Origin of the sequence: Bradyrhizobium sp. Ec3.3, assembly GCF_000472925.1 — a bacterium.
Lineage (GTDB): Bacteria > Pseudomonadota > Alphaproteobacteria > Rhizobiales > Xanthobacteraceae > Bradyrhizobium.
Window position 1 is genome coordinate 129141 of the sequence record NZ_AXAS01000009.1, and the last position, 21851, is coordinate 150991.

Here is a 21851-nt window from a genome sequence, read left to right on the forward strand (position 1 = left end):
TGTAACCAAACCCAAAGAAACAACACAGGGAGAACAACCATGCACAAACTGTTTGCCGCCGTCGCGGCGTCCTTCGCCCTTGCGGCCAGCGGCGGCGCAGCGCAGGCGCAGATTTCCGACGACGTCATCAAGATCGGCGTGCTCACGGACATGTCGAGCCTCTATGCGGATGCCACCGGCAAGGGCTCGCTCGCCGCGGTGCAGATGGCGGTCGCCGATTATGGCGGCAAGGTCGCCGGCAAGCCGGTCGAGGTCGTCGCCGCCGACCACCAGAACAAGCCCGACGTCGGCGTCAACATCGCGCGCAACTGGTACGACAACGAGAAGGTCGACGCGATCTTCGACGTACCCACCTCCTCGGTGGCGCTGCCGATCTCGGCGCTGACGCGCGAGAAGAACAAGATCAACATCAATTCCGGCGGCGGCTCCTCCGACATCACCGGCGCCCAATGCTCGCCCAACACCGTGCACTGGACCTACGACACCTATGCGCTGTCGAACGTCGCGGGCAAGGCGATGGTGAAGCGCGGCGAGGACACCTGGTTCTTCGTCACCGCCGACTACGCCTTCGGCCAGGCGCTGGAGCGCGACGCCGCCAACGTCGTCAAGGAAAGCGGCGGCAAGGTGCTCGGCGACGTCCGCCATCCGCTCAACTCCTCCGACTTCTCCTCCTTCCTGCTCCAGGCCCAGGCCTCCAAGGCCAAGGTTGTGGCGCTGGCCAATGCCGGCGGCGACACCACCAATGCGCTGAAGCAGGCCTCCGAGTTCGGCCTCACGCAAGGCGGGCAGAAGATGATCGCGCTGTTGCAGGAGATCACCGACACGCGCTCGCTCGGCATCAAGGCCACGCAGGGCCTGATCGTCACCGATGCTTTCTATTGGGACATGAACGATGAGACACGCGCCTTCTCAAAACGCTTCAACGACAAGGTCGGGCACATGCCGACCATGATCCAGGCCGGGCTCTATTCGGCGACCATGCACTATCTGAAGGCGATCGAGGCCATCAAGACCGACGAGGCACCGAAGGTGATGGAGCAGATGCGCGCCACCCCGGTCAACGACTTCTTCGCCAAGGGCGGCAAGATCCGCATCGACGGCCGCATGGTGCACGACATGTATCTGTTCGAGGTCAAGAAGCCCGAGGAGTCCAAGGGCGAGTGGGACCTCTACAAGCTGATCGCCACCGTGCCGGGCGACGAAGCATTCCGTCCGCTCGAGAAGGGCGGCTGCCCGCTCGTGGGGCATTGAGTTGCCTTCTCCCTCTCCCCGTTCTTACGGGGAGAGGGCTGGGGTGAGGGGCTCTATCCACGAGCACGGTGAGGGCTGGACTCCTGGGGAATCCCCCTCACCCGGATCGCATCTTGCGATGCGATCCGACCTCTCCCCGCAAGCGGGGCGAGGTAAAGAAAAACACGACAACGCGCCCGGACAAACCGGGCGCGTTGCGTTTGAAAGTCAGCTGAGCCGCATTACTCGGAGTACTTGAACTCCGGCATCTTCTTCAGCTCGTCCTTGGTCGCGTTGAACATGGCGTGGTCCGGGTACCACTTCGACCCCAATGACGTCGGGGCAGCTGGCGCGGTGCTTGGCGCAGCGCCTGTGGTCGTGGTCGAACCGGGGCGTCCGGCCGGGTTTGCGCCAGGCGGGCTCGTGTTGCTTGCGGTGCCATAGGACACCGGCTCGGTCGAGAACTTCACCTTGTCGAACGGCACCGCGACGAGGTGCTCGCCCATGCCGAGAAAGCCGCCGACGCCGAGCACGACGAGCTTGATGTTGCCGCTCTTGTCCATCAACAGATCGCTGATCGAGCCGACGCTCTCATTGGCGTCGTTGTAGACCTTCAAGCCCACCACTTTCGACGCGCGCCAGTCACCCGAGGCCGACGTCGTTGCCGTCGACGTGGCGGCCGCGTTCGGTGCCTTGTCGGTCGTGGTCGTCGGATTCTGAGCGAACGCGACAGTTACAAGCAACGCGGAACCGGCAAGGCCGGCCGCGATCGATTTCATCAACATGATGTCCTCTCCTTCATCGAAAACTTGTGTGGAGAAAACCGCGCACGTCGTCCGACAGTTCCAAACCTGCGGCAATTTCGTCGCGCGTTTCGCGCGCGTTGCATCGCGAAGCGAGTTCCGCAGCGAAGAGATTTTGAATCGAACGCGAAGGCCACGCACAGTTCCCCGCCGACTCGTCACGCGCCCTGGGAGACGCGTGAGAGACGACGGGGACTGCGCCGACCTGCGTCGCGGTCAGGTCTTGTAGTCGATGAGCAGCGCGGAGATCTGCGAGCTGCTCGACGAACTGTTTGCATTTCCGGAAGCGCCGTAGGACGACGTCGACGACGACATCGATTGCTGGAGCGCCTGCAGGAATTGCTGGAGGATCTCTGCAGTGGTCGTGCTGTCGCTCGAGGTGCTGCTGGTCGAATCCGTCGAGGAGCTGGACGAGGTGGAGGAGCTGTCGTCCGGCGGCGGCGGGCCGGGCGGCGGTCCGCCCGCGCCTCCCGGACCACCAGCGCCGCCCGGGCCGTTGGCGAAGGCGGACTGGAACACGCCCTTCAGCTCGGTGGCCTGGTCGGAGGTCAGCGTGCCGTTCGAGACTTCATTGGCTATGAGGTCGTCGATCTTCGACTTCATGTCCTCTGGCGAGGATGAGGTGCCGCTGGACGCATCGCTCGAGCGGCTCTGCTGGATCGCCGAATCGATATCGGTGAGCGCGGTCGAGAGCGCGGATTGATCCGACGAGGAGATCGTGCCGGCCGAGACCTCCGACTGCAATTCCTGCTGCAAGCGCTGCAGCGGCGACTGATAGGTGCCGGCGGAGGCCGCCGAGATCGAAGTCATGATGGCTCCGTGGGTTTTGCGGGGTTCCTTAACTGACGGCGTCACGGTATGGTTAACGGACTTAACGAGACCTTGCCGTCACCCCTTCAGGACGTTACCGGACGTTGCGGAAAGCGCCTTCAGAAACATCCGGAAACAAAAAACTTCGCCCTTCAAACCGAATCTCCGACAAACAGAGCACATGGCCATTCCTTCGCCCAACATCCTGGTCGTCGAGGACGACCGCGAAACCCGGACGTTGATTGCGAAATACCTGCGCAACAACGCCTGCAACGTCACTGCCGTCAGCGACGGCCGCGAGATGACGCGCGCGATGGCCGACCATCGCGTCGACCTGATCATCCTCGACGTCATGCTGCCCGGCGAGGACGGCTTAAGCCTCTGCCGCAAGGTGCGCTCGGAGGCGCAGACGCCGATCATCATGCTGACCGCGCGCGGCGAGGACGTCGACCGCATCGTCGGGCTCGAGATGGGCGCGGACGACTACCTGCCGAAACCGTTCAATCCGCGCGAGCTCCTGGCGCGCATCAACGCGGTGCTGCGCCGGCAGGCCGCGGCGCAGGCCGCCAGCTCCATCGAAGGGGCGAGCACGCTGGCCTTCGAGGGCTGGCGCATCGACCTGCGGCTGCGCGAGCTGCGCAACCCCGACGGCGCGCGCGTCGCGATGACGAGCGCGGAGTTCGACCTGCTGCGCACCTTCTGCGAGCGGCCCGGCCGCGTGCTGTCGCGCGACAGCCTGCTGGACCTCACGCAGGGCCGCGCCACCGGCTCGTTCGAGCGCTCCATCGACGTGCTGGTCAGCCGCATCCGCCGCAAGATCGAACCCAACCCGCAGGATCCCACCATCATCAAGACGGTGCGCTCGGGCGGCTATCTGTTCACGCCGAGGACGGAAGCGGTTGCGGCGCCCCTGAACAGCTGAGCTAAAGCGGCCCGCCATGAGTTTGTTCGGGTTCTTCCATCTCAGGAGCATCGGCGGACAGATCGCCGCCCTCGTCGTTGCGTCGATCATCGCGCTTCATCTGATCCTCACCGGCAGTTTCCTGATCAGCCGGCCGGACCGCGCCGAGATGCCGCCGGACAGCTCGCATCAACTGGCCAATGCCGCCCTGCTGCTCGGCAGCGCAGGCGCGAGCGAGCGGCCGCGGCTGATCGCCGATATCGCCCGCGCGTTTCCCACGCTCGACATCGTCGAGCTCGCGCCAGGAGCGGCCGCTGCAATCGAGGACACCGAAGGCCAGCACCTGCACGGGATGCGCCGGCATCTCGGTCACGGCTACAAGGTGATGGCGCTATCGCCCGAGGGCGGCGAGCACCGGGTCGGCGTCCAGTTGCCCGACGGCACGATGATTGCCGGTCGTGTCGAGCCGGGGCCGCGGCCGCCGCGCTTCTGGGGCGGGCCGTGGATGATAACGCTGCTGTTCGTGCTGATCAGCGTCACCATGCTGGGCTTGTGGGCCGCGCATGCGCTCGCTCGCCCGCTGTCATCCTTTGCGCGCGCCGCCGAAGGTTTCAGCCTCGACGGCACCGCCGAGCCGCTGCCCGAGCGCGGGCCCGAGGAGATCCGTTCCGTCGCGCGCGCGCTCAATCGCATGCAGGAGCGGATCGCGGGACTGATGGCCGACCGCACAAAAATGCTGGCGGCGATCAGCCACGATCTGCGCACGCCGATCACGCGGCTGCGCCTGCGCGCTGAATTCATCGAGGACGAAGGCAACCGCAAGCGCATGCTGATCGATCTCGACCAGATGCGCACGATGCTGGAATCGGTGCTGTCGCTGCTGCGCAACGACCGCAGGCTCGAGGCGGTGACGCTGGTCGACATCGCAAGCACGCTGCAGCTGATCGCCGATCAGTTCGCCGACATGGGCCACACCGTGCATTACGACGGCCCCGCCTCGGCGACCGCCGCGGCGCGGCCCGATGACCTGCATCGCGGCGTCACCAACCTCGTCGAGAACGCGGTGCGCTACGGCGCCGAGGTCACGATCCGCCTCGACGTCGCCGGCACCAAGCTGACCATCGACGTCGAGGACGACGGTCCCGGCATTTCCGACGAGCGCAAGCAGGCGATGCTGGAGCCGTTCGTGCGCGGCGACGACGCGCGCAACATGGACGACACCACCGGCTTCGGGCTCGGCCTCTCCATCGCACGTGCGATCGCGATCGCCCATGGCGGCGAGCTGTCGCTGCATGACCGCCAGCCGAATGGCCTGATCGTGCGCATGCAGCTGCCGGTCTGGCAGCCGAACTGCCTGGCAGCGTAGGCGCCTGCTTCACCTCTCCCCATGGGAGAGGTGTAAGGAGATTATGCGCGCCGCTTCAGGCGGCGAGCGCATGCTCGTGCGCCGGCTCGTCGTAGATCGCGATCGCCTCGAAGCGATAGCCGCAGGCGCGGCATTTCCAGAGATAGGAGACCCGGCCATTGCCCGGCTCGATCCAGTCGGGGTGCGCGATCGGTGTGCCGCATTGCGCACAGGGATTCTGCCTCGGGATGTCGCCGATGTCCGCTTGAATCAGGTCAGAGTGCGTCAGGGTCATGGCACGTCTCCCGATACGTGTGTTTCTTATCTGTTGTTGGGCAGGTGCGCGAATGGACAGGCCCGCTGTCGCGTGCGGCCTCAGCCTGCTGCACCTCACCTGCGGAAAACTTAACGCATGTTTAAGTCGTAAAGACGACGTCGCGACCGAAATATTTTACGGCGACGTTTCGCCACATCATCGCCGTGTTCCACAGGCCTAACGCGCACAGTGCAGGTCACTTAGACCGAGAGATATTCGATGAAAACTTTAATCGTTGCCGCCGCAATTGCGGCCGGACTGTCATTGCCGCACGCGGCAGTCGCGGGCGAAGCAGAGTACGCCGAGATGGTTGCGGCGCATGCGCGCGCGAATGGCGTGCCGGAAGCGCTGGTGCATCGCGTCATCATGCGTGAAAGCCGCTATCAGCCGCATCTGATCGGCCATGGCGGCACGATCGGGCTGATGCAGATCAAGCTCGCGACCGCCCGCGGGGTTGGCTACACCGGCGACGCCGCCGGCCTGCGCGATCCCGAGACCAATCTCACCTATGCCGTGAAATATCTCGCCGGCGCCTATCGCGCCGCCAATGGCGATTACGGCCGAGCCATTCATTATTATGCAGGCGGCTATTACTACGCCGCAAAGCAGCAGCGGCTTCAGGTGGCGCAGCAGGCGGACGCGTTCGGCAACGCCTGGCTCGAGCCGAACGGCAATCCGCAGCCGATGTTCGCCCCGCGCAAGCGGATTGCGCGAAACGTCGCCAGCGCCCGTGCGCAGGTTCCCCACTAGTCACCGTCATTCCGGGGCGGTCCGCAGGACCGAGCCCGGAATCTCGAGATTCCGGGTCTGGCGCTTGCGCGCCATCCCGGAATGACGGTGATTTGACGACCACGTTGACACACAGCGTCGCTGGCATACATTAGCGCCGTTCCGAGGGGAGCTCCGAGGAGGAGCTGAGATACCGCTAAATGGGTGGGAACGCCCAGGACCGCGGTGACCCTTTGAACCTGATCCGGGTCATGCCGGCGAAGGGACAGGGATGTACCAGACGACCAAACGACCGGATTCACCGGTTTCCATCATCGGCGCAGGCATCGCAGGAGCCTGGCAGGCCCTGTTGTTCGCGCAGGCCGGCCATTCCGTCACTCTGCACGAGCGCAGTGACGCGGCCATGACGGACGCCACCAGCCACTGGGCCGGCGGCATGCTCGCGCCCTATTGCGAGGCCGAGGTCGCCGAGCCCATCATCAGCCGGCTGGGCCTGCGCTCCCTCGACATCTGGCGGCGCGAATTGCCGGATACGCCGTTCAACGGCTCGCTGGTCGTGGCGCTCCCGCGCGAGCGCAACGACTTCGAGCGCTTTGCGAGGATGACGGAGGGCCATCAGCGGCTCGATGCCGCCGGCCTTGCCGCGCTCGAGCCGTCGCTCGAAGGGCGCTTCCGCGAGGCGCTGTTCTTCCCGACCGAGGGCCATGTCGAGCCGCGCCGCGTGCTGCCGAAGCTGCACGAGCGCATCCGCGCCGCCGGCGGCACCATCAAGTTTTCCAGCGACGTCAGCGCCAAGGATCTCGACGGCATCGTGATCGACTGCCGCGGCCTCGTAGCCCGCGACGAGGCGCCCGAGCTTCGCGGCGTCAAGGGCGAGATGATCCTGATCGAGACCGACGAGGTCCAGCTTGCCCGTCCGGTGCGGCTGATCCATCCGCGCTGGCCGCTCTACGTGATCCCGCGCGAGGCGGGCCTGTTCATGCTGGGCGCGACCTCCATCGAGGCGGAGGACACCGGCGTCAGCGTCCGCTCGGCGCTGGAGCTTCTGGGCGCGGCCTATGCGGTGCATCCGGCCTTTGGCGAAGCCCGCATCGTCGAATTCGGCTCGGGTCTTCGCCCCGCCTTCCCCGACAATCTGCCGCGCATCGGCGTTCGCGGCGACAGGATCGCGGTCAACGGGCTCTTTCGCCACGGCTTCCTGATCGCGCCGGCGCTCGCCGAGCTGACGCTCGCCTACGTCGAGCGCGGCCAGATCGACAATGAGGTGATGCAATGCGCGTGATCATCAACGGCGAGCAACGCGAGGTGATTTCGGCAAGCGTCGGCGCGCTGCTCACCGAGCTCGACTACGAAGGCACGCATTTCGCCATCGCGCTCAACTACGACGTGGTGCCGAAAAGCCGCTGGGCCGAGACGAGCCTCAAGGCCGGCGACGAGATCGAGATCATCACGCCGCGGCAGGGAGGGTAAGGATGCAGGTGCACTCTTTCCATCCGTTTGGCCCGTCATTCCGGGGCACGCGAAGCGTGAACCCGGAATCTCGCGCAACAACTTCGAGATTCCGGATCGGTCCGCGTTCCGCGGACCGTCCGGAATGACGGGAGAGCCCACATGGTGACCTTCTACGGCAAGTCCTTCGCCTCCCGCCTCCTGATCGGCAGCGCGCTCTATCCCTCGCCTGCGATCATGCAAGGAGCGATCCGCGCCTCGGGCTCGAACATCGTCACCGTGTCGCTGCGGCGCGAGGCCGCCGGCGGCAAGACCGGGGACGCCTTCTGGAACCTGATCCGCGAGCTCGACGTCACGGTGCTGCCGAACACCGCCGGCTGCCGCAGCGTGCGCGAAGCCGTGACCACCGCAAAGCTCGCGCGCGAATTGTTCGGAACGTCCTGGATCAAGCTCGAAGTGATCGCCGACAACGACACGCTCCAGCCCGACGTCGTCGGCCTGGTTGAAGCCGCCGCCATCCTGATCAAGGACGGCTTCGAGGTCTTCCCCTACTGCACCGAGGATCTCTCCGTCGCGAACCGCCTGGTCGACGCCGGGTGCAAGGTGGTGATGCCGTGGGCCGCGCCGATCGGCAGCGCCAAGGGCATCACCAATCGCGACGCGCTGAAACTGCTGCGCGAGCGGCTGCCGGACATCACGCTGGTTGTCGACGCCGGCATCGGCGCACCGAGCCACGCGGCGCACGCGCTCGAGCTCGGCTATGACGCCGTGCTGCTCAACACCGCGATCGCGAAAGCCGCCGATCCCGTCGCGATGGCGAACGCCTTCCGCCTCGGCGTCGAGGCTGGTCGCACCGCTTATGAAGCCGGGCTGATGGACGCCCGCGACTTCGCCTCCCCGTCAACCCCCGTCGTTGGGACCCCGTTCTGGCATGCCGTATCCTGATCCCTTCTACGCGGTCGTCGACAGCCTCGCCTGGGTCGAGCGCCTGGCCAAGCTCGGCGTCGGCACGATCCAGCTCCGCGCGAAAAATCTGAACGACGCGGAGGCGCTCCAGATCGTCACCGACGCGCTCGCGCTGACTGAGGGCACGCCAGCCAAGCTCGTCGTGAACGACTATTGGCGCGCGGCGATCGTCGCCGGCGCAAAACATCTGCATCTCGGCCAGGAGGATCTGGTCGACGCCGACCTCAAGGCCATCCGCGATGCCGGCCTGACGCTTGGCATCTCCACTCATGACGACGCGGAGCTCGCGACCGCGCTCGCGGCCGAGCCCGACTATGTCGCGCTGGGACCGATCTTCTTCACCACGCTGAAATCGATGCGCTTCGAACCGCAGGGCATTCCAAAAATCACCGAATGGAAGAAGCGCATCGGCAGCATCCCACTGGTCGCGATCGGCGGCATCAAGTTCGAGCACGCCGCGGAGATTTTTGCGGCAGGCGCGGATTCCATCGCCGTCGTCAGCGACGTTACGCAAAACGCCGACCCCGATGCGCGGGTGCGGCAATGGCTCGGGCTTAGTAGCAAGGAGGCTGCGTGAAGAATTTTCCACCAGCGTCATTCCGGGGCACGCGAAGCGTGAACCCGGAATCTCGCGCCACAACGTCGAGATTCCGGATCGGACCGCGTATCGCGGTCCGTCCGGAATGACATCAAAGGAATAAGGAGGATCCCATGAACATCCGCTCCAACCCCGACAAGACCGTTCCAGCCGTCACCACCGGCCCGCTGCCCTCCTCGCGAAAAATCTTTGCTTCGCCCGAAGCGGCGCCCGATCTGCGCGTGCCGCTGCGCGAGATCATCCTCTCGGAAGGCGCAGGCGAGCCGAACCTGCCGGTCTATGACACGTCCGGCCCCTACACCGATCCCTCCGTCACGATCGACGTCAACGCGGGCCTGTCCCGCAACCGCAAGGCCTGGGTGCTCGAGCGCGGCGGCGTCGAGGAATATGAAGGCCGCACGATCAAGCCGGAGGACAATGGCGGCGTCTCCACCGAGAAGGCGGCGCGCGCGTTCAGCGCTTACCACAAGCCGCTGCGCGGCCTCGACGGCCACAAGATCACGCAGCTCGAATTCGCCCGCGCCGGCATCGTCACCAAGGAGATGATCTACGTCGCCGCGCGTGAAAACCTCGGCCGCAAGCAGCAGCTCGAGCGCGCGGAGCAGGCGCTGGCCGACGGCGAGAGCTTCGGCGCCGCGGTGCCGGCCTTCATCACGCCGGAGTTCGTTCGCTCCGAGATCGCGCGCGGCCGCGCCATCATTCCGAGCAACATCAACCACAGCGAGCTCGAGCCGATGATCATCGGCCGCAACTTCCTCACCAAGATCAACGCCAATATCGGCAACTCGGCGGTCACCTCGTCGGTCGAGGAAGAGGTCGAGAAGATGGTGTGGGCGATCCGCTGGGGCGCCGACACCGTGATGGACCTCTCGACGGGCCGCAACATTCACACCACGCGCGAGTGGATCCTGCGCAACTCGCCGGTGCCGATCGGCACCGTGCCGATCTACCAGGCCCTCGAAAAGTGCAACGGCGATCCGGTCAAGCTCACCTGGGAGCTCTACAAGGACACGCTGATCGAGCAGTGCGAGCAGGGCGTCGACTATTTTACGATCCACGCCGGCGTGCGCCTGCAATACATCCATCTCACCGCCAACCGCGTCACCGGCATCGTGTCGCGCGGCGGCTCGATCATGGCGAAGTGGTGCCTGGCGCATCACAAGGAGAGCTTCCTCTACACGCATTTCGACGAGATCTGCGATCTCATGCGCAAGTACGACGTCTCGTTCTCGCTCGGCGACGGCCTGCGTCCGGGCTCGATCGCCGATGCCAACGACCGCGCGCAGTTCGCCGAACTCGAGACGCTTGGCGAGCTCACCAAGATCGCGTGGGACAAGGGCTGCCAGGTCATGATCGAGGGCCCCGGCCATGTGCCGATGCACAAGATCAAGATCAACATGGACAAGCAGCTCAAGGAGTGCGGCGAGGCACCGTTCTACACCCTGGGGCCGCTGACGACAGACATCGCGCCGGGCTATGACCACATCACGTCAGGCATTGGCGCTGCCATGATCGGCTGGTTCGGCTGCGCCATGCTCTGCTACGTCACGCCGAAGGAGCATCTCGGCCTGCCTGATCGCAACGACGTCAAGACCGGCGTCATCACCTACAAGATCGCCGCCCACGCCTCCGATCTCGCCAAGGGCCACCCGGCCGCCCAGCTCCGCGACGACGCGCTCTCCCGCGCCCGTTTCGAATTCCGCTGGACCGACCAGTTCAACCTCGGCCTCGATCCGGACACCGCAAAGAGCTTCCACGACGAGACCCTGCCGAAGGAAGCCCACAAGGTCGCCCACTTCTGCTCGATGTGCGGCCCGAAGTTCTGCTCGATGAAGATCACGCAGGACGTGCGCGACTATGCGGCCACGCTGAACGATCCGAACAATGTCGGCATGTCGATGGCCGGCACCATCGAGGACGGCATGGCCAAGATGAGCGAGAAGTTCAAGGAGATGGGCTCAAGCGTGTATCTGGATGCAGAGAAGGTGAAGGAGAGCAACAGGGCGTTGTGAGGCTCTCCGCTCGTCGTGTCCGAGCTTGACCCGAACATCCATCGAAAGTGAAGAAGCCGGGCGAAAGCCCGGCTTTCTGTTTAACGCCTGCGGAGAAGCCAGCTCGTAGGGTGGGTTAGCGTAGCGTAACCCACCACTTTGGCATCCGAAATCTCACCAGAAGTGGCGGGTTACGCCTTGTGCCGTCGCGTGTTGAAAGACCGCGCTTGTGAGCGGCTAACCCACCCTACGCAGCCTCAGCTCAACGACGCCAATTCACGCGCGAGATTGTCGCGGGCGCGCCGATCATAGATCGCGGCGAAGCCGGCATCGGGATAGATCACCGGGCGGACGGCGAACTGGCGAAGCACCCTGGCGCGGCCGGCGCGATAGTCGGCATCGCTGACATGGATGAACTCCTGACGGATGTCGGCGGCATAGGCATCGTAGCGCGCTGGCTCTGCGCCGAGAATGCTGAGGTCGATCGAGATCAGGATCGCCCCAAGTCGATCATCCGCCTTAACTTCGTGCGTTTTCGTCAGACGGATCAAGCGGCCGACTTCGTAGCTGATATCGGCGCCGACGTGCCGTTCGGCCAGTTGGGCGCTGAGCTCTTCATTGTCCGATCGGGTTGGATCGTAGACAACGTCGTGCCACCAGATCGCTTCCGACAAGACCTCGCGCTCGCGCACTGAGAGCCCTTCCACCTGCGCCAGCGCAGCAAGACAGTCCTCGATATGCGCGAGGTTGTGATAGTGGCGGCCAGGTGCCGCATAGGCGGCAGCCAATTCTTCGCGATTCATCACCAAGGTATAGGACGCGAAGGGTAGAAATGGTAGCCGTCGGTCCGAGCCGCCGGACGAACGTTTCGCCCATCGCATGCAAGTTCATTGGCTCCTTCGATGTCCGACAGCGAACTGCACCGCCTCCCCGACCAGCTTCGCCCCAACCTCCGCCTCGTCTTCGTCGGCACCGCGGCCAGCACGCGCTCGGCCGCCCTCGGCCACTACTACGCCCATCCCGGCAACCGCTTCTGGCGTGCGCCCCATGAGGTCGGCATCACGCCGCGCCGCTATCAGCCGAGCGAGTTTGCCGCGTTGCTCGAGCTCGGGATCGGCTTCACCGATCTCTCCAAGTCGGGCGCCGGGATGGACCACCAGATTCCGGCGCAGTCGATCGATGTGGCGAGGTTTCGGATCAAGATGGAGAGGTTTCGTCCGAAGACGATTGCGTTCACGAGCAAGAAGGCTGCGAGCCTGTTCTACGGCAAGCCGTCCGCGATAATCCCGCTGGGCAGGCAGCAGAGCGACTGGCACTTTCCCAACGTGTTCGTGCTCGCCTCGCCGTCCGGCGCTGCGTCCGGCCATTGGACGTTGCAGCCCTGGCGTGAGCTTGCGGCGTGGATCGCTTCGTTGGACGTTCAACGGGCACAGACCTCATCCTGAGGAGACCGCCACCGGGTCCGCGCAAAGCGCGGCCCGATGACAGGCTCCGCGGTCGTCTCGAAGGATGGCCGCGGGCGATGTGCGAGCCTTCATGGTTCGAGACGGCGCTTCGCGCCTCCTCACCATGAGGGTTTGGCTTCCTCAGTGCCGCCACGCGCTCACCCCTCATCCCGCATACGCGCGGTCCAGATCCGCGATCACGATCTTCTTCATCTGCATCATGGCCTGCATGACGCGACCCGCCTTGGTGCGATCGGGGTCGCCGAGGTAGCGGCCGAGCGCGGTCGGGATTACCTGCCAGGACAGGCCGAACTTGTCCTTGAGCCAGCCGCAATTGGATTCCGCGCCGCCGTCGGCGGTGAGCTTCGCCCAGAAATAGTCCACCTGCTCCTGGGTCTCGACGCTGATGAAGAACGACACCGCCTCGTTGAAGCGGTATTGCGGCCCGCCATTGAGGGCGTTGAAGCGCTGCCCTTCGAGCTCGAACACCGCCATGAAATCGCTGACGGTCTCGACCTTAGCGTTGGGAAACACCGATTTGTAGAAGGCAACGGCTTCGGGGACGTTGTTGTCGAACCAGAGAAACGGCGTGATGGAGGTCATGTTTCGGGCATCCTTGATGCTGGGATGGGACGTGCAGGCGCGGGCCTGCCCCGAGGACGAACGGGAGGTCCGACATCCGACGGGCACGGGATCATTTTTTTCGGCCATCCTGTATGATGGGCCCGGAGTTGTCCGTCGAGGAGCCGCCACCCATGCTGACCCTCTATTCCTACCCCCAACTTTTCGGCGTCGCCGACAACAACGGCTACGGCCTCAAGGTCTACGCCTTCCTAAAACTCGCCGGCGTGCCGTTCGTGCATGAGCACGTGTTCGATGCCTCCGCCGCGCCGCGGGGGCAGCTGCCTTATGTCATCGACGACGGTAAGACGATCGGCGACAGCGAGACCATCATCGCGCACGCAATCGCGAAATATCGCCTGACGATCGATGCCGCCCTTTCGCAGGCCGCGCGCCGGACCAACCTCCTCGTCACGCGCATGTTAGATGATCTCTACTGGGTGATGTCCTATTCGCGCTGGAAGGACGAGCGCTACGTCCAGGCGTTTTGCGACGCGTTCATGGCGCAGCATCCGAAAGTGGATGCGGCGGGGCTGGAGAAAGCAAAGGCCTATAACGCGCAGCGCTATTATTTCCAGGGCATCGGCCGCTACACGCCCGAGCAGGCCTATGCGCGTGGGCTCGCCGATCTCGAGGTGCTGGCCGAGATCGTGCCTGCGGGGAGCTTCGTCCATGGGCCGGCGCCGACCAGCGTCGATGCCGGCATCTACGGCTTCCTCGCCAACATCCACTTCTTTCCGATCCCGACGCCGCTGAAGGCTTTCGTCGATGCGCACGAAAATCTCGTCGCGCATTGCGAAAGGATTCATGCGGCGGTCGGTTCGTAGTTCGTAGAGTGGGCAATGCGACTTGTCCGCCGTAGCTCGAAGAGCGAAGGCGGAAGCGTGCCCACCACTTCTGTCTCAGTCAAGGAAAGATGGTGGGCACGGCGCTGACGCGCCTTTGCCACCCTACAACCCAGCCTCGCTTACCGCATCGTGATCGCGAGACCGCTGAGGTCCGCGTTCGCCATCAGGCCCACCTGCGTCCCGGAGAGCTCCAGCACGGCGCCCTTCTGGTTGGTGAGCACGATGGCGCGGGCACCGGCACCCACTGCGAGACCGGCACCGGCGGCGCCGTAGACGCCGGCGACGTCCGAGGGGCGATTGATGTTGCTGACACGGCCGCGCAGCACGGTCTTGGAGCCGCCGAACACGAGGCCGTAGTCGAGGCCGCCGGTCGAGAGCGAATAGGCGCGGCCGCGGAAGTTGAGCACGCCCGAGCCACCCGAGCCGCCGATGATCCAGCCCGCCTTGTAGATCGTGAGCGTCACGAAGCCGCTGTCGGCCTGCGCGGCCGTGGAGAGGCCGGCGAAAGCGGCGATGGCGACAAGCGCGGCGCGAAAGCTGGATGCGAACTTCATGAGGTGGCTCCGGAAATGTTTGGCGGGGGAAAGCGAATCAGGACGCGCGAATCTACCCGATGGATCGCGGCGGCAAAATGTTCGGATGCGACAGCAGTACGCACAATGCGTCCCCTCTCCCCGTTCTTGCGGGAGAGGCGAAGGAAAGAGTGCCAGGATAGAATTCTGCCGGTGATTTGCCCGACGTGTCAACCGCCTTTTCGGTCTTCCCGAATGTCACCTTTCCGCCCATTTCTACTTTGCATGGGGTTGTTTTCGTCATTTTCGTCGGAGCGGGGCCGCGGCGGTCTTTCCGGCCGTGGAGAGGCGCCAGAAGCGCGGATGTCGTTGCAAGTCCCTCACATGCAGCTAGGCTACCGCAATCCGCAATTCGGGCTCGGAGGCCTCCCATGCCGATCCAGCATTTCCCGCCCCCGCCGCACGTCAAGGCGCCGCCGCTCTCCTTTGCCACCCGCGTCGCTGACCTCCTGTTCATCTCGGGCATCCCCGGCTTCGACGCCCATGGCGCGCTGCCGGAAGGCTTCGAGGCCCAGTTCGCCAATGTCGTCATCAACATCAAGCGGGTGCTGACGGAAGCTGGCGTGACGGTGCATGATCTCGCCAAGGTCAACGTGCTGCTGACGCGCGCCTCCGACGTCGCGGCGATGAATGCGCTCTATGCCGGTGCGTTCGGCCCGCCGCCCTATCCAGCGCGAACCACCTGCGTGGTCCACGCGCTGCCGGACCCGAGGATGCTGATCGAGATCGAGGCGGTGGCGTCGCTGGCGAAGTGACGAGCCGATGCCGGCGCAAGCAGCAGCGCACCAGCGCCTCCCCATGGTCATTGCGAGGAGCTCTTGCGACGAAGCGATCCAGGCTGTCGCCGCGGAGAGATTCTGGATTGCTTCGCTGCGCTCGCAATGACGAGATTGTTGCAGCGATATGTTTCCACGTCACGACCTGAAGGCTCTGCGCATCCGGTCCCCTGACATATGCGTGAATGACAGCGGCATCGGCTTGCATCGCACCGGCTTTTGCCGCACGAGTTTTGCGGACTTCACGCGTCAACAAGGGGATATATTTCAATGCGTCGCGTTCTTGCTGTTTGTGCCGTTGCCGGCATCGCCTCGTCGGTCTTTGCCGTGCCGGCGTCCGCCAAGGTCGGCTATTACGTGATCCGCTGGGACAACACCGGCATCTGCCAGATCTGGAACGAGGACCTGCGCTACAAGCCGACGGAGTGGCCCTCGACCTACAAGGTGGTCAGCAAGTCGTTCCCGACCTTCACGGCCGCCAATGACGTGCAGCTCAAGCTGCGGGGCGAGCGCCGCTGCACGCTGTAAGCGGAAAGCGATAGATCATCGATTTTGCGAGGCGGATGCGCTGATAGCGTCATCCGCCTTTTCGTTGGCGGTCTCGTTAACCCTCATTTTCAGCCAAATTCCTGCAATTTCCAGCCGACCGGCTTTGAACCTGTTGCGCCCAGGGAACTACTCACCTGTTGTCCGGGCCGCACCCTCTAAACGGCCCGCGCCACGCCTCCCCAGACATTGTCGGGAGGAGCATCACATCGTTCATTTGAGGAGCTATCCATGCGTCGTTTTTCCATGCTGTGTGCCGCTGTCGGCGTTGCTGCTGCTGCCTTCGTCGCCACCAGCCCTGCTGAAGCCGCCGGCTATCACCTGATCCGCTGGCAGAACACCGGCATCTGCCAGATCTGGGACGAGAGCATTCCGACCACGCCGTGGCCGTCCGACTTTCATCGCGTCAGCCACTCCGTGCCGACCTTCGTCGACGCGCTCGCTTTGAAGGAGCATGCGCTGAAGAAGGGTCACTGCACCCTCTAAGCTTTCGTTGATCGGCGGATCTTTGAGAAGCGGGCAAGGGCGCGAGCCGCGTCCTTGCCCGTTCGCATGTTTGACAAAGGGGGACGGCTTGATGCGCACCGCAATGACGAAGGCCGCAGTTTTCGGACTGTCGCTTCTGGGGCTGGCGATGCCGGCGCGAGCACAGGCCCCGCAATCCTTCCGCGTGATCTCGCCGATCTTCAGCCAGCTCGTCAGCTTCGCGATGCCGTCGAATTTTGCCGCGGTGTTCGAGAACACCAAGGGCGGCCACTATATCCGCGAGGCCGTGCTGAAGGGCGAGAGCGCGCAGGCCTGGACGCAGATGATCACGGTGACCGGCGAGAAAGGCGTCTCCGGTAATCCCGGTCTTATCCCGGAAAGGTTCGCCGGCAGTATCGCGGACGGCTTCAAGTCCGCTTGCCCCGAGAGTTTTGGCGCGAGGGGACTTGGCAAAACGAAATTCGGCGGCTTCGATGCATTCATCGCCCTGATCGGCTGCGGCAGTGTCGACACCGGCCCGGCCCGGCACAGCGAAACTGCGCTCTTGATCACCATGAAGGGCGACGCCGACTACTACACCATCCAATGGGCCGAGCGGGGACCCGCCGCCGACAAGCCGCCGCTCGATGACGAGAAATGGTCGGCGCGCCTGCGCGAGCTGCGCCCGATCGACCTCTGCCCGATCGTCGCAGGCGAGAAGGCGCCCTATCCGAGCTGCGTGAACAGAAGCTGACGCCTCACGCGTCCTTGTGCGCGCCGGGATGAATCAAAATATCCCGCGCGGCGGCGAGGTCGAGGAAGGCCTGCTCGCTGCCGCCGCGGTCGGGATGCATGGTCTTGGCGAGACGGCGATAGGCCTGGTGGATGTCATCGCAGGTAAGCTGCACCGCGAGCGGCAGGCCGAGCGTGCGGCGCGCGCGTTCTTCGTTGGTGAGCTTTTTCGGCAGCGCGTTGCGGCGGCCGAAGCGCGGGGCGGTCAGGCCGTGGATCACCTCGAGCACGACACCGAGGCGGCGCTGCGCCGCGACCGTGACGTCGTGGGCTTGCCCGTCATGGGCGGCCTGGCGCAGGATCGGAATCGCCTGCTCGGCCGCCTGGCGCAGCGTCGTGTCGGTGCTCGCACGGGCGATCTCGGCCGCAAGCCGGCCCGCCTCGTCCCAATCGACGGTGTGGGCGGTCCGCAGGCGTTCGAGGGCCAGCTTCCAGGATTCAATCCGATCCATCATGCGCGCAACACTTAGCAACGAAAGCCAGTATGCCAAGCGCGGCGTTTCCGACGTCTTAATTTCGGGTTAGCCTTTCGCGAAACTTCGACATGAATCCGGCACGAATTTCCGCGCATCCTGCCGGCACCGGTTCCTCAATGAGGCCTGATCGGCGTGTGGCGGCCGCGCGCTTCGTCCAAATCACGCGGCATCCAAAACGGGATGACAGCAACGCGCAAAGGTGGCTTGGCGTTTCGATTGGTTCGGTTTTGAATCAGCTTGTCGGCAACACCAGAAAAAAACCGTCGAGGAAGCGCCATGTCCCTGCTCGCCAACCACATCGCAGTCATCACCGGCGCAGGCTCCGGCATAGGCCGCGCGATCGCATCAGGCTATGCGCGCGAAGGGGCGCGCGTGGTGCTGTTCGACATCAACGCGGGCGCGGCAGCGGAGACTGCGGACGCGATCCGCAGTGCCGGCGGAACTGCCGACAGTTTTGCCCTCGACGTCACCAGCCGCGAGGCCTGCTTTGCGCTGGCAAAGGAGGTTGCGGAAAAGATCGGGCAGGTCTCGATCCTCGTCAACAATGCCGGCATCACACGCCGCAACGCATTCACGGCGGACGCCGAGACGGTTGCGAAGGACTGGCAGGACATCATCTCGCTCAATCTCAACGGTGTCTTCAACATGACGCAGGCCTATCTCGCGCCGCTACGGGCAACGAAGGGCCGCATCGTCAATATCGGATCGATCCAGTCCTTCGTGCATCTGCGCACGCCGAGCTCGGCCGCCTACACCACCTCCAAGCACGGCGTGCTCGGCTTCACCAAGGCGCTCGCCGCCGAGCTCGGCAAGGAAGGCGTCCGCGTGAACGCGATCGGACCGGGCTTCATCGAAACGCCGCTGAATGCCCAGGTGCGCGCCACCAATGCGGCGCTCGTGCAGGCTTTCGTCGATCACACGCCGCTCGGCCGCACCGGCAAGCCAGAGGATATCGTCGGACCTGCGATTTTCCTGGCATCGGATCTGTCGGCCTTCGTCACCGGCTCGATCGTCATGGTGGATGGCGGCTACAGGACGGTGTGATCGGGCTACGCAGCTTGTGCCAATGGCGGCGGCTTTGCGGTTATCCCAAGGTGAATTCAAGCATTTCGCCGTTGTTAACCATCCGTTAACCAAACCCGCCCACCGTAGAACTACGGCTTGGGGGTCGTTTGTTCTCGATCCGCTTCCATCGATGGAAGCGGGCGTTGGTCGGGAGGTGTGTTAATGACCATTGTTCACTCGGCTGCGTCTTCGTCGGCTGCGCAGTCTCTTGCCCCCAATGAAATCGTACCGCTCCTGATTGGATCGACCGTCGGCGAGATCGAGCGCGAGCTCGTGCTCCAGACGCTCGCGCGCTGCGACGGCAACCGCACGCGCGCCGCGCGCGTGCTCGGCCTCTCCGTGCGCACGCTGCGCAACAAGATCCGGATCTACGCAGCCGAAGGCATCGACGTCCCCGCCTATCACGATTAGAGCGTGAGGCCACCGCTCCATCCGCCTTTGATGTTGACCGAGGCCACCGGAGCGACCCCGCGCAATTGCTGCTGTCGTGAAACGCCGCTAATTAACGGGCTTCTAAATCAGGAGCAGTGGCGTGGCAGACGATCAGGGGCGACAGGGTCCGCGTGGGCGGCAGGGCGAGCCGGGGCGGCCGGGCCCGCAGGGACATCCCGGGCGGCGTGGCCCGGACGGTACCCGCGGCAAGCCGGGGCCGCAGGGCAAGCCGGGCCCGGTCGGAAAGGCCGGACCGCAGGGCAAGCCGGGCGCGCAAGGCAAGCCGGGAGAGGCCGGTCCGCGTGGCCCCATCGGAGCGCAGGGGCCTGCCGGACCGCAGGGACCCGTTGGCCCGCAAGGCCCGCGCGGCGAGGCTGGTCCGCCCGGTCAGTTGCCCCAAATCGAGCAGGTGCTGCCATGGCTGGAGCAGCTTTTTGATGCCTGGGACGAGCGGCGCCGGCAGCGCGAACGCGAAGCCGCCGAGCGCGAGGCGCTGGAAGCCGCCGTCCAGGACGATGGCGAGACCGACGTCTTCGCCGATGACGACGGCGACGCGCCGGATGGCGACGACGATCACGGGAAAAAGAAGAAAAAAAAGAAGAAGCACGGCAACAAGGACAAATAGGCGCTGACCGCGCCTACTGCGCGGACCGATCATCCTTTTGCGGCAGCATGCCCATGCGCTCGAACTGCCAGCGCATGGCGCGGTACCAGACATAGCCGACCGCCGCGCCGCAGGCCGCCAGGATGACGAGATTGGCGCTGCTGTAGGAACCGCTCCACCACATCATCCACGCGGTCCACAGCGCCATGAAGATGACGGCACCGGCTTTCAGAGAGATCAGGGGGCGGCTCATGGTGATGCTCACGGTTTGCTCAAAAACTTCGGCGAACATCCTCGCGCGTCGCGAGGTCCTCGACCGTGAGAGAGGTCACGTAGGCCGCTAGCTGAAGCGCAGCCGCGAGCGCTCCTTCGCCTTCTCGGCCTCCACTGCGCGATCCCGCGCCGGCGCGTGGGTGTGCAGTGAGGTCAGAAGCCGCCGCGCCGCCTCCGACACCTCCGTCACCGCACGATCGAATGCCGCCTCATTGGCCTGCGATGGCTTGTTGAAGCCGGACAGCTTGCGCACGAATTGCAGCGCGCTGGCGTAAATCTCGTCCTCCGTCGCCGGCGGCTCGAAGTTGAACAGCGTCTTGATGTTGCGGCACATAAGTTCCTCCTGAAAGGCGCTTCGGTTCGAGGACGATCGGCGTCAGCCCAATGCTACATGCCGGGTCCGCCGATGTCATCGGCACCACGGTGGGTCAGAACGGAACGGGGACGCGAAGCCGCTCGAAGAAGGCGCGCCCCTTCGGCGTGAGACGAAGAGCACGTGGAATGCAATGCGGCACGAGCGCGTGCGTCTCGACCAGCCGCTTCAGGAGCGCATTGGCAAACGGGCCCGCTAGATGCGGAACACGCTCGGTCCAATCGTTGCAGAGGCGCATGTGAGGATCACGGCCCGGCTTGAAGTCGATCTCCTCGGTGCAACACCAGGCCAGGCCCTGCTCGGTGAGGGAGCCCTCTGTGCCACGCATCGCAATCAGTTCGCGGCACATCAGACCGTCCCGCAGCGCGACGCCGAGCTGACCCGCGAGATGGCAATAGCAGGCCCGCGACTGCCGGAGTGGCGTCGGCACGCTTCGCATGCGTTCGGCATGATCGGCCCTGATGGCGACATTGACGAGGTTCTCGATCAGGCCCGCGACCTCGTCGTCGGCAATCCGATAATACCGGAACCGACCTTGCCGCCACACCGAAAGCAGCCGCGACTCCGTCAGCTTCTGGAGATGCGCGCTGGCGCTTTGCGGCGACACGCCGCCTAGCGATGCGAGTTCCCCCGCGGGCAGCGCCTTGCCGCCGAACAGCGCACTCACCATGGCTTCGCGCGCGGGATCGCTCAAAGCCTCTGTGAGCCGCGAAAACCCTGATTGAACCGATCGTCGTGCGACCATCATCAGATACTCCCGACCCTGATCTGGGCCCCCCGCCGCGTCATCGCAATCATACCAAAGGCGGTCATTTCAGGATTCGGTGAAACTTTGGCGGCGCGTCCTCTGCGATCCTTGGGACATGTCCCTCGAATCCAGAGGATTACACCATGATCAACGAAGCCCACCAAAGGGATGCAGAACGCATATGCAAGCTGTGGGACGAAGCCCTCGGCGCCAAGGATCTTGAGGCATCGCTTGCGCTCTATGCCGATGACGCATCCATCGAAAGCCCGCTGGTCCGACATCTCATGAAGACCCCGATCGGCATCGTCAAAGGCAAGGACAATTTGCGCAGCTTCATTGCGCGCGTTTTCCAGACCAATCCGCCTCAGCGAAAGCGCTTCAAGCAAGGCTTTTGCCGTATCGTCACCTGGGAATATCCACGCGTCTCTCCCGACGGCGACCAGATGGAGCTGGTCGAGATCATGGAGATCGACTAGGGCCTGATACAGCGCCACAGGGTTTATTGGGGCTGGTACGCGCTCGGTTTTCTCAAGCACGAATGAGTCGGCGGGCTCGTTCGCCGGCTGCCTAAATATTTCCGTTTTGGCGATGCATCGCTGCGAAAAACGTTTTGACGGCCGGCCTTGTATCCGCTCTCGACCCTCGGGGCGATGCTGTTAGGATCGCCCTCGAAGCGG

29 protein-coding genes and 1 riboswitch are annotated in these 21851 nt (G+C 64.4%); of the genes, 19 read left to right on the forward strand and 10 right to left on the reverse strand.

Annotation, left to right across the window (positions count from 1 at the left end; all coding sequences use genetic code 11):
* The first annotated feature begins 39 nt into the window (after positions 1-39).
* On the forward strand, positions 40-1251 hold the full coding sequence (locus tag YUU_RS0110855; RefSeq protein WP_027522387.1) for an ABC transporter substrate-binding protein: 1212 nt from the start codon (positions 40-42) through the stop codon (positions 1249-1251).
* 221 nt (positions 1252-1472) lie between these two features.
* Here the strand turns inward: YUU_RS0110855 and YUU_RS0110860 are convergent, their stop codons facing one another.
* Together YUU_RS0110860 and YUU_RS0110865 are read right to left on the reverse strand one after the other, a co-directional pair.
* Entirely contained in the window at positions 1473-2015 is a 543-nt protein-coding gene (locus YUU_RS0110860; RefSeq protein WP_027522388.1) for a PRC-barrel domain-containing protein, read from the reverse strand.
* Between the two features lie 234 nt (positions 2016-2249).
* The gene (locus YUU_RS0110865) at positions 2250-2843 is read right to left on the reverse strand and encodes a hypothetical protein (protein WP_027522389.1); all 594 of its coding nucleotides are present in this window, start codon (positions 2841-2843) and stop codon (positions 2250-2252) included.
* 181 nt (positions 2844-3024) lie between these two features.
* Between YUU_RS0110865 and YUU_RS0110870 the strand changes: the two genes are divergently transcribed.
* Both YUU_RS0110870 and YUU_RS0110875 read left to right on the forward strand, forming a co-directional pair.
* Entirely contained in the window at positions 3025-3765 is a 741-nt protein-coding gene (locus YUU_RS0110870) for a response regulator (protein ID WP_027522390.1), read from the forward strand.
* 16 nt (positions 3766-3781) lie between these two features.
* Positions 3782-5110 carry an ATP-binding protein gene (locus tag YUU_RS0110875; RefSeq protein WP_027522391.1) on the forward strand — a complete coding sequence of 443 codons (1329 nt, stop codon included), beginning with the start codon at positions 3782-3784 and terminating at the stop codon, positions 5108-5110.
* 55 nt (positions 5111-5165) lie between these two features.
* Here YUU_RS0110875 and YUU_RS0110880 read toward each other — a convergent pair whose 3' ends face one another.
* Positions 5166-5384 (reverse strand): hypothetical protein, encoded by a 219-nt coding sequence (locus YUU_RS0110880; RefSeq protein WP_156944220.1) that lies wholly within the window; start codon positions 5382-5384, stop codon positions 5166-5168.
* A 240-nt stretch (positions 5385-5624) separates the two neighbouring features.
* On the opposite strand from YUU_RS0110880, the gene YUU_RS0110885 reads away from it, so the two are divergent.
* The 6 genes from YUU_RS0110885 (at position 5625) to thiC (ending at position 11159) form a co-directional block, all read left to right on the forward strand.
* Positions 5625-6155: a transglycosylase SLT domain-containing protein gene (locus YUU_RS0110885; protein WP_027522393.1), complete on the forward strand. Its 531-nt coding sequence runs from the start codon at positions 5625-5627 to the stop codon at positions 6153-6155.
* A 134-nt stretch (positions 6156-6289) separates the two neighbouring features.
* A riboswitch (TPP riboswitch) is annotated at positions 6290-6418 on the forward strand.
* Positions 6406-7416 (forward strand): FAD-dependent oxidoreductase, encoded by a 1011-nt coding sequence (locus YUU_RS0110890; RefSeq protein ID WP_027522394.1) that lies wholly within the window; start codon positions 6406-6408, stop codon positions 7414-7416. (Overlaps the previous riboswitch by 13 nt.)
* A complete protein-coding gene (gene thiS, locus YUU_RS0110895) occupies positions 7407-7604 on the forward strand; it encodes a sulfur carrier protein ThiS (RefSeq protein ID WP_027522395.1) in 198 nt (65 codons plus the stop codon). Before YUU_RS0110890 ends, thiS begins: the two co-directional genes overlap by 10 nt.
* Positions 7605-7745: 141 nt before the next feature.
* On the forward strand, positions 7746-8528 hold the full coding sequence (locus YUU_RS0110900; RefSeq protein ID WP_027522396.1) for a thiazole synthase: 783 nt from the start codon (positions 7746-7748) through the stop codon (positions 8526-8528).
* Positions 8515-9126, forward strand: coding sequence for a thiamine phosphate synthase (locus YUU_RS0110905; protein WP_027522397.1), 612 nt, complete (start codon positions 8515-8517; stop codon positions 9124-9126). The genes YUU_RS0110900 and YUU_RS0110905 overlap by 14 nt, the downstream gene beginning before the upstream one ends.
* A 134-nt stretch (positions 9127-9260) precedes the next feature.
* Entirely contained in the window at positions 9261-11159 is a 1899-nt protein-coding gene (thiC, locus tag YUU_RS0110910; RefSeq protein ID WP_027522398.1) for a phosphomethylpyrimidine synthase ThiC, read from the forward strand.
* Between the two features lie 236 nt (positions 11160-11395).
* On the opposite strand, the gene YUU_RS0110915 is transcribed toward thiC, so the two are convergent.
* Positions 11396-11941 carry a phosphohydrolase gene (locus tag YUU_RS0110915; RefSeq protein WP_027522399.1) on the reverse strand — a complete coding sequence of 182 codons (546 nt, stop codon included), beginning with the start codon at positions 11939-11941 and terminating at the stop codon, positions 11396-11398.
* A 99-nt stretch (positions 11942-12040) separates the two neighbouring features.
* Here YUU_RS0110915 and YUU_RS50620 point away from each other — a divergent pair, with 99 nt between their 5' ends.
* Complete coding sequence (locus tag YUU_RS50620) at positions 12041-12583, forward strand: mismatch-specific DNA-glycosylase (RefSeq protein ID WP_035661970.1); 543 nt, start codon at positions 12041-12043, stop codon at positions 12581-12583.
* 165 nt (positions 12584-12748) lie between these two features.
* On the opposite strand, the gene YUU_RS0110925 is transcribed toward YUU_RS50620, so the two are convergent.
* A complete protein-coding gene (locus YUU_RS0110925; RefSeq protein WP_027522400.1) occupies positions 12749-13186 on the reverse strand; it encodes a VOC family protein in 438 nt (145 codons plus the stop codon).
* 152 nt (positions 13187-13338) lie between these two features.
* Here YUU_RS0110925 and YUU_RS0110930 point away from each other — a divergent pair, with 152 nt between their 5' ends.
* A complete protein-coding gene (locus tag YUU_RS0110930; RefSeq protein ID WP_027522401.1) occupies positions 13339-14031 on the forward strand; it encodes a glutathione S-transferase family protein in 693 nt (230 codons plus the stop codon).
* A 140-nt stretch (positions 14032-14171) separates the two neighbouring features.
* Here the strand turns inward: YUU_RS0110930 and YUU_RS0110935 are convergent, their stop codons facing one another.
* On the reverse strand, positions 14172-14606 hold the full coding sequence (locus YUU_RS0110935; protein WP_027522402.1) for a hypothetical protein: 435 nt from the start codon (positions 14604-14606) through the stop codon (positions 14172-14174).
* Between the two features lie 389 nt (positions 14607-14995).
* On the opposite strand from YUU_RS0110935, the gene YUU_RS0110940 reads away from it, so the two are divergent.
* The 4 genes from YUU_RS0110940 (at position 14996) to YUU_RS0110960 (ending at position 17165) form a co-directional block, all read left to right on the forward strand.
* On the forward strand, positions 14996-15379 hold the full coding sequence (locus YUU_RS0110940) for a RidA family protein (protein ID WP_027522403.1): 384 nt from the start codon (positions 14996-14998) through the stop codon (positions 15377-15379).
* A 291-nt stretch (positions 15380-15670) separates the two neighbouring features.
* On the forward strand, positions 15671-15928 hold the full coding sequence (locus YUU_RS0110950; protein WP_027522404.1) for a hypothetical protein: 258 nt from the start codon (positions 15671-15673) through the stop codon (positions 15926-15928).
* Positions 15929-16177: 249 nt separating this feature from the next.
* Complete coding sequence (locus YUU_RS0110955) at positions 16178-16432, forward strand: hypothetical protein (RefSeq protein WP_027522405.1); 255 nt, start codon at positions 16178-16180, stop codon at positions 16430-16432.
* A 91-nt stretch (positions 16433-16523) separates the two neighbouring features.
* A complete protein-coding gene (locus YUU_RS0110960) occupies positions 16524-17165 on the forward strand; it encodes a hypothetical protein (RefSeq protein ID WP_027522406.1) in 642 nt (213 codons plus the stop codon).
* 4 nt (positions 17166-17169) lie between these two features.
* Here YUU_RS0110960 and YUU_RS0110965 read toward each other — a convergent pair whose 3' ends face one another.
* Positions 17170-17658 carry a J domain-containing protein gene (locus YUU_RS0110965; protein WP_027522407.1) on the reverse strand — a complete coding sequence of 163 codons (489 nt, stop codon included), beginning with the start codon at positions 17656-17658 and terminating at the stop codon, positions 17170-17172.
* Between the two features lie 297 nt (positions 17659-17955).
* Between YUU_RS0110965 and YUU_RS0110970 the strand changes: the two genes are divergently transcribed.
* The 3 genes from YUU_RS0110970 to YUU_RS0110980 all read left to right on the forward strand — a co-directional run bounded on the left by YUU_RS0110970 (position 17956) and on the right by YUU_RS0110980 (position 19801).
* On the forward strand, positions 17956-18723 hold the full coding sequence (locus tag YUU_RS0110970; protein ID WP_027522408.1) for an SDR family NAD(P)-dependent oxidoreductase: 768 nt from the start codon (positions 17956-17958) through the stop codon (positions 18721-18723).
* A 183-nt stretch (positions 18724-18906) separates the two neighbouring features.
* Positions 18907-19155 (forward strand): helix-turn-helix domain-containing protein, encoded by a 249-nt coding sequence (locus YUU_RS0110975; RefSeq protein ID WP_027522409.1) that lies wholly within the window; start codon positions 18907-18909, stop codon positions 19153-19155.
* A gap of 121 nt (positions 19156-19276) precedes the next feature.
* Entirely contained in the window at positions 19277-19801 is a 525-nt protein-coding gene (locus tag YUU_RS0110980) for a collagen-like protein (RefSeq protein ID WP_027522410.1), read from the forward strand.
* 13 nt (positions 19802-19814) lie between these two features.
* On the opposite strand, the gene YUU_RS0110985 is transcribed toward YUU_RS0110980, so the two are convergent.
* The 3 genes from YUU_RS0110985 to YUU_RS0110995 all read right to left on the reverse strand — a co-directional run bounded on the left by YUU_RS0110985 (position 19815) and on the right by YUU_RS0110995 (position 21174).
* Complete coding sequence (locus tag YUU_RS0110985; RefSeq protein WP_245287991.1) at positions 19815-20045, reverse strand: hypothetical protein; 231 nt, start codon at positions 20043-20045, stop codon at positions 19815-19817.
* Positions 20046-20120: 75 nt separating this feature from the next.
* Positions 20121-20387, reverse strand: a complete 267-nt coding sequence (locus YUU_RS0110990; protein ID WP_027522412.1) for a DUF2277 domain-containing protein — start codon at positions 20385-20387, stop codon at positions 20121-20123.
* Between the two features lie 94 nt (positions 20388-20481).
* Entirely contained in the window at positions 20482-21174 is a 693-nt protein-coding gene (locus YUU_RS0110995) for a helix-turn-helix transcriptional regulator (RefSeq protein ID WP_084801403.1), read from the reverse strand.
* A gap of 143 nt (positions 21175-21317) precedes the next feature.
* On the opposite strand from YUU_RS0110995, the gene YUU_RS50625 reads away from it, so the two are divergent.
* Positions 21318-21650 carry a nuclear transport factor 2 family protein gene (locus YUU_RS50625; protein WP_156944222.1) on the forward strand — a complete coding sequence of 111 codons (333 nt, stop codon included), beginning with the start codon at positions 21318-21320 and terminating at the stop codon, positions 21648-21650.
* Positions 21651-21851: the final 201 nt, after the last annotated feature.